This window comes from Neorhizobium sp. JUb45, assembly GCF_004343585.1.
In the GTDB taxonomy this organism is placed as follows: domain Bacteria; phylum Pseudomonadota; class Alphaproteobacteria; order Rhizobiales; family Rhizobiaceae; genus Neorhizobium.
Genome location: NZ_SLYW01000013.1, coordinates 68,792 through 81,209 on the forward strand (window position 1 = coordinate 68,792; position 12,418 = coordinate 81,209).

10 protein-coding genes are annotated in these 12,418 nt (G+C 55.5%); 1 reads left to right on the top strand and 9 read right to left on the bottom strand.

Features of this window, described 5'->3' with window-relative positions:
- Nucleotide 1: 1 nt before the first annotated feature.
- The 8 genes from EDF70_RS27395 to EDF70_RS27430 form a co-directional block, all read right to left on the bottom strand.
- Nucleotides 2-2,266 carry a glycoside hydrolase family 3 C-terminal domain-containing protein gene (locus tag EDF70_RS27395; protein ID WP_132280673.1) on the bottom strand — a complete coding sequence of 755 codons (2,265 nt, stop codon included), beginning with the start codon at nucleotides 2,264-2,266 and terminating at the stop codon, nucleotides 2-4.
- Nucleotides 2,263-3,564, bottom strand: coding sequence for an MFS transporter (locus EDF70_RS27400; RefSeq protein ID WP_132280676.1), 1,302 nt, complete (start codon nucleotides 3,562-3,564; stop codon nucleotides 2,263-2,265). The genes EDF70_RS27395 and EDF70_RS27400 overlap by 4 nt, the downstream gene beginning before the upstream one ends.
- Nucleotides 3,565-3,687: 123 nt before the next feature.
- On the bottom strand, nucleotides 3,688-4,296 hold the full coding sequence (locus EDF70_RS27405; protein ID WP_132280679.1) for a TetR/AcrR family transcriptional regulator: 609 nt from the start codon (nucleotides 4,294-4,296) through the stop codon (nucleotides 3,688-3,690).
- A gap of 215 nt (nucleotides 4,297-4,511) precedes the next feature.
- A protein-coding gene (locus tag EDF70_RS27410) for an IS3 family transposase (RefSeq protein ID WP_132280682.1) occupies nucleotides 4,512-5,701 on the bottom strand; the annotation gives its coding sequence in 2 pieces (ribosomal slippage) (nucleotides 4,512-5,449 and nucleotides 5,449-5,701; 1,191 coding nt in all).
- A 236-nt stretch (nucleotides 5,702-5,937) separates the two neighbouring features.
- On the bottom strand, nucleotides 5,938-6,558 hold the full coding sequence (locus tag EDF70_RS27415; protein ID WP_132280685.1) for an alpha-ketoglutarate-dependent dioxygenase AlkB: 621 nt from the start codon (nucleotides 6,556-6,558) through the stop codon (nucleotides 5,938-5,940).
- Nucleotides 6,559-6,560: 2 nt separating this feature from the next.
- Nucleotides 6,561-7,517, bottom strand: coding sequence for a zinc-binding alcohol dehydrogenase family protein (locus tag EDF70_RS27420; RefSeq protein WP_132280688.1), 957 nt, complete (start codon nucleotides 7,515-7,517; stop codon nucleotides 6,561-6,563).
- 130 nt (nucleotides 7,518-7,647) lie between these two features.
- Nucleotides 7,648-8,013, bottom strand: a complete 366-nt coding sequence (locus EDF70_RS27425) for an antibiotic biosynthesis monooxygenase (protein WP_132280691.1) — start codon at nucleotides 8,011-8,013, stop codon at nucleotides 7,648-7,650.
- A 157-nt stretch (nucleotides 8,014-8,170) separates the two neighbouring features.
- Nucleotides 8,171-8,368, bottom strand: a complete 198-nt coding sequence (locus EDF70_RS27430) for a tautomerase family protein (RefSeq protein WP_132280694.1) — start codon at nucleotides 8,366-8,368, stop codon at nucleotides 8,171-8,173.
- Nucleotides 8,369-8,514: 146 nt separating this feature from the next.
- Between EDF70_RS27430 and EDF70_RS27435 the strand changes: the two genes are divergently transcribed.
- A complete protein-coding gene (locus EDF70_RS27435) occupies nucleotides 8,515-9,429 on the top strand; it encodes a LysR substrate-binding domain-containing protein (RefSeq protein ID WP_132280697.1) in 915 nt (304 codons plus the stop codon).
- A 64-nt stretch (nucleotides 9,430-9,493) separates the two neighbouring features.
- Here EDF70_RS27435 and EDF70_RS27440 read toward each other — a convergent pair whose 3' ends face one another.
- Nucleotides 9,494-11,758: a methyl-accepting chemotaxis protein gene (locus EDF70_RS27440; protein WP_245519398.1), complete on the bottom strand. Its 2,265-nt coding sequence runs from the start codon at nucleotides 11,756-11,758 to the stop codon at nucleotides 9,494-9,496.
- Nucleotides 11,759-12,418 lie beyond the last annotated feature (660 nt).

Here is a 12,418-nt window from a genome sequence, read left to right on the forward strand (position 1 = left end):
GTCAGGCAGCCTGATCGCAGAGATCCTCGATATCCGACATTTCCAGCGGTACGCCGGGGAAGTCGGCAATCGTTCCCAGTGGAATGCCGCGGACCGAATCCTGACCGGCTTCATCGGCGAGAAGGTCGCCAACGCGTCCTTTCACACCACCCCGCGCGTCGAAGAGACCAAGAAGGCGGGGACCGAGACGTGGATGGTCCAGCCATTCGCCGAGCGTCGACCATGCGTTGAGCGAAATGATCAAAGCTTCTCCTGGGATCTCAACGGTCCCTTCGAGGCGAAAGTCGCGAGACGATGCGCCGACATGCACGGTGACCGCGGCCCCCGGAAAGATCCAGGATTTGGTACCTTCATGCCAGTGTCTCAGCTCTTCGCGCGGGACTGCGATCTCGATGGTGACGGCCTCGCCCGGCGCCAACCTGACCTTCTTCCATCCCCTCAGTTCCACCGGAGGCGTTATGACAACGTCGCTGTGATCGTGGACGTAGAGCTGTACGACTTCGCTACCATGTCTTGGGCCTGTGTTGCGAACGGTAAGCTTCGCATCGAAGGCGATCTGATCGGCCAACGGGCGTACCTTCAGCTCCAAATCGGAGTAGTCAAATGTCGTATAGGAAAGGCCGTGACCGAACGGATAGTCGACTGCCATCTTTCGGGCATCGTAATATCGATAGCCGACGTGAATGCCCTCGCCATAAGTTACGTTTTCGTATGCGCCAGGGAAATTAAGATACGAAGGAGTGTCCTCCAGAACCAACGGGATAGTTTCCGCGAGCTTGCCGCCGGGGTTGGTATCGCCAAGCAACACATCAGCGATCGAATCTCCGTGTGCTTGCCCTGTCAGCCAGAACTCCACGATCGCGTTGACGGATCCCCGCCAAGCTGCTGTCGTTACGGCAGAACCATTGCTCATTGCCACGACCATAGTCTTGCCCGCGGCACGAAGTGCTTCCACAAGCGCCAGCTGATCTGCAGGCAGATCTATGTTCGTCCGATCCCGCCCTTCCGCTTCATATTCACCCGGTAGGCCAAGAAAGATGACCACAACATCCGATCGTTTCGCGAGATTTACTGCGTTTTCGATCATGACCGCCGTATCGACGCCCTTGGAAAGGGAGTAGCCGGGTTCGAACTCAAGCGATGCCCCAGCTTCCTTGGCGCGTGCGGAAAGAGCATCGAGCCCGCTGACGACCCTGACCGCATTGACGCGGGAACTTCCTGCTCCCTGGTAGCGCGGTGTCCGCGCCAACTCGCCAACGACGGCAACGCGAAGACCGGAAGACAGCAAAAGCGGCAGGCTGCCGTCATTTGTCAGCAACACTGCAGATTCCGACGCCGCCTTCCTGACGAGCTGGTGATGTGCATCATAATCGATAGCGTCTGTATCGCCATGATTGGCGGTCCGATCCGCCAAAAGCCGCAATCTTTCAGTTGTTCGAGCGACTATTTTTTCGTCAAGATCGCCTTTTACGAAAGCATCGCGAACACGCAAATCATCCTGTCGTCCGGGCATGCGGACGTCGAGCCCGGCCGTAAGCGCCTCGACAGGGTCCCGAACGGCACCCCAGTCCGAGACTACGACGCCGTCAAAACCCCATTCGTCACGGAGGATCTCGGTCAGCAACCAGGGATTTTCTGAGGCATGCAGGCCGTTGATGCGATTGTATGATGACATGACGGACCACGCGCCTGATTCTCGTAGGGCGATCTGAAAGGCGCGCAGATAGACTTCGCGCAGGGTCCGCTCATCGACGTTGGCACTGACACGCAGTCGGTCAGTCTCCTGATTATTGGCGGCAAAGTGCTTGAGGCAGGCTGCCACGCCCTGTGCCTGTATTCCGCGCGCCGAGGCTCCAGCAAGCATGCCAGCCAGAAACGGATCTTCCGAATAATATTCGAAATTTCGTCCGCACAACGGACTACGCTTTATGTTGAGGCCTGGGCCGAGAACAACGTCGACACCGGCCTTTCGTGCTTCACGTCCAAGGGCTTCGCCGACGGCTGCCGTAAGCTCCATGTCCCACGACGAAGCCAGTGTCACTGCAGGCGGAAAGCAGCTCGCGGGTGCACTTCGTTCCAACCCGAGGTGATCAGGATTTTCGTCATCCTGAACACGTAATCCGTGCGGACCATCGGCGAAGCGCAGTGAGCGAATTCCGTGAGCGGGCGCATCAAGCGTGGTCCAGTAGTCGACACCGGTTGTCAGCGCCAAGGCCTCTTCAATTGAACGGATCGTTCCTTTCTGCGAACTGACATGTTCGTTCATTTGGCACCTCTTATGAATTGAATGAAGATTGCGCTCACGATCGCGAGGGCAGCGGCAAACAGGTAAAGGCTGGTGTAGTTGCCGCCTTGACCATCCGCACCGATGAGCAGCAATGCGGGGGCAAGAATGGGCGCGACGGTCTGCGGAATTGTGCTTGAGAGGTTGAAGACACCCATTCCCTTGCCGGCAGAGCTGTCCTTGTCCGGCAAAACCTCGGAAACGAGTGCGTAGTCGACGCCGAGATAAAGACCGTTGCCAAGACCAGCGATCGCAATGCCGAGAAGAAACATCTCAACGCTGTGAGTGAACGCGATGATCCCCATCGCTATAACGAAGAACAGTGATGCAAGCAGGATGAAGGGCTTGCGCTGACCGAAATAGTCCGACAGCCAGCCGCCGCCGATGCTGGCGACCGCAACTGCGACTGCCAGAACGAACATAGCAATTGTCAGGATTGGCGCAATCGTCTGCGTGGTATAGCCGAGCCGGTCGATCAGGAAGTAAGTCTTGTATGTTGTCAGCAGGTAGAGAGATGTCCAGGCCAGAAACCTGCCCATCCAAACAAGCCCGAAATCACGATTGACGAACGGGTTGATCCACAGGGCTCCCAAAAGGCTACCTAGCGTCAGGCGTTTCTTCGGAGCCGATTGAAGCGGTGCCTCGCGCAACGTAAACAGGAAAGGGGCGGCCAGCAGTGCACCGAGCAGAACTGGCCACATGAACATTCCTATTCCATCGGTTCCGACCAGCTGAATCAGGAAAACACCACTCACGACGGCTACTTGCCCGGTCATCCCCATGAGGCCCGACACGCGGCCGCGCAATGCTAGCGGCACCCGCTCAGGTAAAATGGCTATGGTTGCGGCAACCGCAGCATTGAAACTTGCTTGCGCAAGGGCCCAGCCGAGCGCGACCATAGGTATCGTTGACGCGATCGCGATCAAATATATGGCCAGAGCACCAGCAACAAAGCCGCCCAAAAGGAACGGCTTCCTCTGTCCCCATCGTGACGTGAGCCGGTCGCTCAGCATTCCAAAAATAGGGTTCGATATAAGCGCGGCGGCTGCGCCGACGCTGGATACCAGAGCAAATGAGCTTGCCTTCCCATCAGGATCGATCTGACCGACCCTCAGGGCGATCGTTACTGATGCCGGTGTGATAAGAGCGACGTAAATTCCGATGATGGCGGCGATATAGCGAACGACGAAGAGGCTGTCGATCGACTGGCCGGTGAGCCGCATGTGACGTTCCGGTGTGGTCTCGGCCCGAATTGTGTTGGGGTCTATGGACTGAAGCATCTTTCCCTCCTCCAAGGTGATGACAGTTGATGATCTAGCCCACGCTATCGCTAATTCAAGATACAGGTCGGCCGACCGACCTGTTTTTTAACCGACATTCGGTTCGAGGGCAAGAACTGTCGCTTACCTGATCGCGTCGAGCCGTTCACGCGTAAGCGCCGCCGCAAGTTCTATGGCACCTGTGAAGTCAAAGGATGGATTGCGTAGCCACTGCATCTGGAGCCCGTCGGAAGCAGCAAACAGTATGGAAACCAGCGACAATATCAGCCTTTTTGACTCCTCGCTCTCCACTCTTTTTGCTTGAGCAATGGCGTCGGCAAATCCTTGCCGTACCAAATCGTAGCGAGCGACGAAAAAGGCATGAGCCGGATGGTCTCCCGTCAAAGACTCTCCTGTCATGACGGAAAAAAAACGTACAAGCTCCCGATCTCGAGCGTTGCGATATGCTGCTTGCAAAACTTCGTCGACAAAATCCGATCTGCCTTGTGCGACCGCTTCGATATCCGGACGGCTTGCTGCCGGCGGGTAATGGAGGTTCAAAACCGCTTCAAGAAGTTGGTCCTTGCCGCCGAAATGATGGTGCAGTGCCGATTGAACGACACCCGCCCGACTGGCGATCTGGTTCATCGTCGTCGCGCGATAGCCATTCTCACCGAAGAGTTCGACCGCACCTTTGAGGATCGCGGATCGCGTAAGCGCACCTTTTTCTGCGTTTCGTTTGGCGCGAGGCATGAGAAACCTTTCCGGGAAAGCCACGTCATCCGGTCTCCAGACGCCGTCATCTCCCTATTAGTCAGAAGGGGAAATACACGCAATTGAAGGATCGGAATAGTGGGCGCCAAATTAGCATCCCCACGCGTCAGTTCGACGCCGTCATTGCAAATTTTCGCACACCCGATCTTTGGAAGCCGTAGCGCCGATAGCGATCTTGACCTGCCACTGAAGTTTCATCCGGCTGCGATTAGAGCCTCGGCAGTTTTTGATAAGCCAAATGGCGTGGTGGGAGCAACCGGGGGAAACGCGAAGCTTCCACATCGCGCAGCGTTGGAGCCGGTTGCGGCGATGATCCCGGCATAGTCCGCCGGGGTTTGGTATTCGAGCGATGAGTGCGGCCGGAAATTGTTGTAGTCGTTGGCCCATTCCGCAATGGCGCTGCGGGCGTGATCGAGGCCGAAGAACAGGCTCTCGTTGAGCAGCTCGTCGCGCATGCGGCCGTTGAAGCTCTCGACATAGCCATTTTGCATTGGTCTTCCCGGCGCGATGTAGTGCCACTCGACCTTGTGATCCTTCGACCAAGCAAGGATGGCATTCGAGGTCAGTTCGGTCCCGTTGTCTGAGACAATCATGCCAGGCTTGCCTCGTCGCTCGATAAGCGTCGTCAGTTCTCGCGCGACACGGCGACCTGATATCGATGTGTCCGGGATCGCCGCCAGGCATTCGCGCGTGACATCGTCGACTACATTGAGGATGCGGAAGCGCCTGCCGCAGGCGAATTGATCATGGACGAAATCCAGAGACCAGCGGGCATTGGCCTTTGCTTCGACGAGGATCGGCGCACGCGTTCCGACGGCACGCCGCCTGGCTTTCCGTTTGCGCACGGAAAGACCTTCCTCGCGATAGAGCCGATAGATGCGATTGACCCCGGAAGGCTCTCCGTCTCGCCGAAGCAGAATGAACAGCCGTCGGTAGCCGAACCGTCGTCGCTCGTTGGCCAGATCGCGCAGCTTCGCTCGCAACTCGACCTCAGGCGGCCGAGAGGATCGATAACGGATCGTCTTTCGATCTGCGGATATGATCTGGCAGGCCCGCCGTTCCGAAAGGCCCATGATGGCCTTCAGGTGCGCGACAGCGTCACGCTTGGCGGCAGGCCCTACCATTTTTTTGAAAGAAGCTCGCGGAGTGCGGCTGTATCCAGCATCTGTTCAGCAAGCAGCTTCTTCAGCTTGGCATTCTCATCCTCCAGCGCCTTCAGACGCTTGGCCTCAGATACTTCCATGCCGCCATATTTGGCCTTCCAGTTGTAAAAGGTTGCCTCGGAAATCCCGTGCCTACGGCAAAGATCAGCCGCTTTCGCTCCGGCCTCCTGCTCCTTCAACACGGCAATGATCTGCTCTTCCGTAAATCGCTGCTTCTTCATAAGTCCGTCCTCAATGGGCCGAACTCTAATCCATTCTGGAGGAAATTCTCAGTGGCAGGTCAATCTCACTCACACGCTACGCCTACCGAACGGCCACCGTCACATCACTTATAGCGTGGCTTTGTACGGCGCGTTGAAAAGGGGACGCAGAGCGGTTCTGGTTGACTGGTATCGCCGGCTCGGTTCCAAAGATCCGCCAGCATTTGTTGGGAGTTACCTTGTTGGGGTGTCCCGCGTTATAAACTGGTTTTGCGACCACCCGCCCCCGTCAGGCGGAAAGTAAGGTTAATTCGCTCTCCAGAAACCTGTTTGGTGCGGGCAACACCATGTTGCCAATTTCGCTGCGTTGCGCCCGACATGATCAGTAGACTTCCGTGTTCCAGAACCAAGCGTACAGTTTTCGAGTGGTCATCTCGTCGCCTTAAATCAAAACGGCGTTCAGCTCCCAGACTAATTGATGCTATAACAGGGTTTGAGCCGAGTTCTTTTTCGTCGTCCGAATGCCAACCGATCGCATCGTCGCCACTGCGATATAGATTTGCCAGCATCGAGTTGAAGCTCGAAGAGCATATCTCTTCGAGGCGCTGCCGGAGCATCTCCAGAAGTGGCGTGAAAGGGTGGGGTTTAAGAATTTGTGCGAGCGTCGAATAGGTATGGACGACGTCACCATACCAGCTACTAAGTCGTGGCTGCGGAATGACGCGATCCTCGATCCGAACAGAGTGTTGTTCCCAAATGATTTCTTCCCGCAGCCTTTCAAACAAATTGTCAGGCGACACGCCAAGGTCGGGGCTCGGATGATAGACGACCTCTGCACCCTCCAGTAGCAAACGACGCGTTTCGTTGAACAGGTCCATTATCACTCCGTCACAATTACGATCTTGCCCTCAGCAGCGTTAGCTTCCATGCAAGCATGGGCATCTACGATCTCGTCAAGTTTGAAGACCTTGCCAATCTTGATCGCAATTTCGCCAGCTTCCACTTCGTCCACCAGCTTTTGGAAGGGCATTTTCAAGAAATCGTCAGAATCGCCGCTGTAGGTGGTCAACGAGACCTTGTTTGGAATAAGATCCATGGGCGCGAAATTCTGGAGAGACCACTGATTTCCAACCATACCTGCCATGCATACGACACCGCCGCTATCAGCAGACTTTAGTGAGTCTTCCAGCGTTGTCGTGCCCACGAGTTCGAGCACCTTGTCGAACTTGAGCGGGCCGGCATGGGTTTGTCCGTCATCAACGATCACACATTCGGCGCCTTGTTCATAAAGGAGACGGGTGCGATCCCTGTTTCGCGTTGTCGCAGTAACATGGGCCCCAGCTCGCCTCGCCAGACCAATCGCTGCCATTCCGACTGAGGTTGTCCCGCCGCGGACGAGAAGGCGCTCTCCTGATTTTAGCGTCAGTGAAGAAAATAGTGAGCCCCACGCTGTTTGCAGCATCTCAGGAAGTGCACCCAACGTATCCCACGGCAGCGCAGTTATAATTCGTCCGACCTGTTGGGCGGGGACGCAGACGTATTCTGCGTAGCTGCCATCATAGTCTCTGCCCATTCCTCCCATAATGGTGGCCACAATGTCGCCTTCTGAAAAATGTCCACCTGGCGCCGCATCGATGATGCCAACCGCCTCAATTCCGAGAATTCGTGGGAAAAGTACACTCGGAGAATGTCCTTGTCGTGTAAACAGTTCAGATCGATTTAGGCCAAACGCCTTCACCGCGATGCGGACCTCGTGCTTTTGCGGACGAGGCTTCGGCCGAGTTTCAAAATTGAGAACGTCAGGCCCTCCAGCACGATGAACAACAACAGCCCTCATCACGTAAGCCCTCTGCCTATCCTCAAGCCGCCACTCTGATTGATAGTCTCTTTTAGACACGAAACGCGGACATACACCCGGCGACAGGAGCCAACGGGTGTATAATCAATGCAACGACAGCTGTGTCGTTTTAGGCAGACACGACCGGGCGTGCGAACCCTGCGAGGGGCGTTAAGAATATAGCACCAAATGATTCAAGCTTTGTCTTGAGGTCCGCAGGCGGGAGACCGTAGACGTAAAGCGCTTGGATCTTGGCGAGCTTTAAGAACTTTTCGGCATACGGCCCGAAGGTTTTCTCCACGTGTGGCAAAACGCCTTCGGTCAGGTAGCGCTCAACGATGTGAACTGAGCGACCGTCTTCTCCGAGCGAATATTCGTAGATCAACGTGCCGGGTTCTTTGCTGGACAAGTCGACGATCTCAGCGATCAGGCTTTTGAACTCCTCAAGAACATCGGGTTCAACCGTCATATGGAAAACGTTGGTGATGTAGGTCACTACAGGTTCTTCCGTTTCTATGTGTGTTCTGGATTTTGCCGATAATTCGGTCTTCTGAAGGACCATTCCCTCAAATATTCGACAAGATGAAGGATGGGGGAATCTGGTTTCAAAGATTATCGCTGCGCCCTGAGTTGGAGGGCGCAGCGGTACTCAATCAGGAAGCTTCGGGCTCATCGCCGAAGATCTTTCCGGCACCAGCCCAATCGGAAGGCGCAACATCTTCAAAGATGACATAGATATAGTTCGGATCAGTTCCGGTATTTTTGACGATGCTCTCGGTGATTTCCGCAGCAACTGCCTTCTTGGCTTTTGCGTCCTTACCGCTGAACCAGCTTACTCGTACGACCGGCATGAATTTCTCCTGATGAATGTTGGCGAGGCTTGCACTCAGTTTGCGCGACCAGCTTGCTTGGCTGGTTGCCTAGAGACATCCAATACTGTAATCCCAAAGCGCGATAAACTCGCGAAAAGCTACTATCAGTAGAGGAAATCGCTACAATGGCTCATTTGGAACGATTGAATGGCATTGTCAGCTTTGTTGAGGCCGCAACCGCTCTTAGCTTTACCGCCGCAGCGGAAAACTTGGGCGTTACCAAGTCGGCGGTTGGGAAAAGCGTCAGTAGGCTCGAAGACAGGCTCGGGACGAAACTTCTTCATCGATCCACTCGAAAGCTCACTCTGACCCCAGACGGTGAAGCATATCTTGCAAGTTGCCGCCACGCGTTGGAGGAAATTGGCGGTGCTGAGCAGGTGCTGTTGGCCAAGAACCATCAATTTGGTGGGCGATTACGCGTCGACGCACCCGCTGCCTGGGGGCGACAAATCTTGCTGCCGGTCTTGGCCAATATTGTGAAGCAGCATCCTGGTCTATCGCTATTATTGTCGCTGACGGACAGAATTATCGATCCAGTTGAGGAAGGTGTCGACTTGGCGATCCGGTTCGGTGAAACGAAAGATACAAATGGTCTGATTATCCGCAAATTGGCCGAACAACGTGCCATGATCGTAGCCTCGCCAGATTATCTTAGGCTTCGAGGCACACCAATTACCGTCGACGAAATACAGGACCATGATTGCATAGTAGGCTTCCGGCGGGACATCCCCAACACATGGCGCGTACGAAATCTCGATGGCTCGACAAGCCGCATCACGCCACCTGCCACTCATGAAATCGGTGATGGGGCTGCAATTGTGGATTCTGCAGTTGCGGGACTTGGCCTCGCACAGATGCCGAGTTCACTCGTAGAGGATCACATCAAGAGTGGTCGGCTGTCCGCGGTTCTTGAGGAGTTTAGCGGTGCGAAAATTGACATTTCTGCGATATGGCCCTCTACTCGGCACCTTCTCCCCCGAGTTCGGTATGTTGTCGAGGCGCTGGCTAACGAAGGCCGCCGCGGCAGTCTGGGCAATTAGAGCTTCCAGATTTGGTAAAAGGAGCACAACCACGTTGCTTATGCTCCTTTCTATTGTTGAGTGATTACGCGACGAGCCTGCGGCCTTGCGATGCCGACATGCTCAACGGCGCGTACGGCTGCTGCTCTGTCCGTGCCGCCAACGTGAATTTTGATAGATAACCGTCGAGAGCAACGCATTCTGACGCCAGCCCGGATCCCGCTGCACTCATTTCTTCGACCATTGCGGCATTCTGCTGAGTCGTCTGGTCCAGATGATTGATCGCAGCGTTCACCTGCGTCAGGCCGGAAGACTGCTCTTGTGCCGCGATTGCAATGGCTTCCATGTGTTCATTCGCGGCGCGCACGAGCGTCTCTATATCCGTAAGGCACGCGCCGGTGCTGTCCACCAGGCTCACGCCCTCGCCGACGGCGATTTCGGAGGTTGCGATAAGTTGCTTGATCTCCTTGGCGGCAGCTGCCGAACGCTGCGCGAGTTCGCGCACCTCCTGGGCTACAACGGCGAAGCCTTTGCCGGCTTCTCCCGCGCGTGCTGCTTCAACGCCGGCGTTCAACGCAAGCAGGTTGGTCTGGAACGCGATCTCGTCGATCACGCCGATGATTTGACCTATTTGCTGCGAAGATTGTTCGATACGCGCCATCGCGGCAGTGGCGTTCTGCACAACCGTGCCCGATTGATCGGCCTTTACCTTGACATTGCGAACGACTTCCCTGGCGTCTGAAGCGCGATGCGATGTCGATTTTACGTTCGCAGTGATCTGCTCCAGGGCCGCAGCGGTCTCTTCAAGTGAGGCTGCCTGCTGTTCGGTGCGGCGTGCAAGATCATTGGATGCGGCGGAAATCTCGCTTGCACCTGAACTGACAGTCGTGACTGAGCGTTCGAATTCAGACAAGGTCGTTCGCAACTGCTTGACCGAGGCGTTGAAGTCGTGTCGCAACGCCTCGAACTGAGGATCGAATGGTAGTTCGATTTCGCATAACATGTTGCCGGTAGCGAGTAACTTCAGTCCTTCGGCAAGGGCGGCGGTCGCTTGGTTTAGGCGACGATCAGCGTCTTCCTCGGAAACTCGCTGCATCTCGATCCGATCATTTTCAGCCCTGATGCGATTGGCTTCCGCCTCCTGCTCAAGCTGCCCGTTTCTGATCGATGCCTGTCGGAACACTTCAACCGAACCAGCCATTTCACCGATTTCATCTGCGCGCCCAAAGCCTGGCACGTTGATGCCGGAGTTACCGTGGGACAGCGCAACCATGCAGTCCGTCAGTGCGCGAATGGGTCGAATAACCCGGATGACGATGATTGCGGTACCGCCAAGACCGGTCGCTAGTGCAAGGATGGCTCCGAGCGACATCAGAACGGCGTTCATGGTTGCCGTGCTGCGCATCTGCGCGGCCGTTTCATCCAACTCCGCCATTGCCGCTAGCGCTACCTGCGCAACAACACCGAGCGCAGCATTGGATGTCATCTGCCAGTCATCAACGGTGAAAACTGTCGATGGCCCGGCTGCGAGATCCCTTAGCAGAGCTTCACGCTTGTCGTTGAATGCTCCATCGAAATAAGCGGAACTGCCGGCGGCATACTTGGCCTTGATGTCAGCAGGCGTGCTCTCGTGAGCAACCAGTCCGCCAACCGCTTTCCAGGCAAAACCTGTCGCGGAATCGGTCTTGAGAAGTGTCGCACGCTCGTCCGACGTCAATGCACGGCTCGCGCCGATGAGGGAGGTGATTGTCACCGCAGAGGTACCGCCGTTGTTGCGTGCGGCCCATGCGTAGGCGCGCATCTCAATCAAGCCAGTCAAAGATTGATCGAGGGTCCGCACTCGGCTCTCGAGAGCCGTCGACGTTTCATCGAAAACCGCAAGGACTTCATTTCCGAAATTCAGGACCTCATCGCGAAGAGCGGGCTCCCGCTGAGCAAGGTCACGAGACAGATTGGCATCGACGCGGCTCCGTAAGGCCTTCAACGCGTCGTAGGCATCGATTGCCCTTTGCACGTGAGGTGTGATGCTGGCGTTGCTCACGGTCGCGGCTTCGGTGGTGAATCGCTGCATGGCGGCATCAATTTGTGTTCGCGCCGCATTGGCACTCTGGCGTGATACGGTCCCTGCAGCGGAAGACTGGATTAGTGCAGCAGCACTATTACCGCGCTCAGCGCGGAAATTGATCAGTGCTTCGAACATGTTTCGGTCTAGCGATACAAGTGAAGCAACCTCGGAATATGAATGGTAGTTTTTCACCGACGACACAGCCAGCATGGCCATAACCACCGCTAAGGGAAGGCTTACAATAAGAAAGAGGAAAATGAGAATTGTTCGCAAATTTAACGTCATGATCTAGCCCCCAAGATTGATAGGTGAAAGATCGTTTTCAATGGTAAAAATTATAACAATCAAACTTCCTATTCCCAAGTTTGGCTGCCCCTGAGACTGGTCGGAAACAATAGACGGAATTGCTTGCCCCTGACCTCTGAAATACCCTCATTGCGGGCATTTCGCTTCATGAATTAGAAACCCTCGCTCTCACACGGGAGCCCCGTGATCCCGGTGCATTCCTCCGTACGCACTATTTTAAACCGTGCCCGTCGCGCCAAAGGTGACGACCTTGCAAGTCTGCTGCGCAATCATGGATTGTCTAGATGGCGAATCGCGTCTCGCGGCCGCTCATCGGCATCTCAAAACGCAAGCTGCTTACGATCGCAACGGAAAGCCCGATCGGGCCTTCTCGATCTACACTGTGTTTCCTTGAAGTCGACAATAAAACTATATTTAGAGGCAAAGATGGTCGGAAGTTCGGAATTGATGCGGTAGCAAGCCCGCCCAGGCACTTCCTCGGCATAGGCGAGCATGTGATTCCAATGCGAGAACAGTGATTTATTCTGGGTGGGCTGAATGGTTGGGGAAGAGTACAGCAGGATGCAAAAGGATCCTCTGGCTCCTTGTTGATCGCAGCCGTGTTAGCGAACACGACGCAATGGGTGGGCGCCTAGCAAG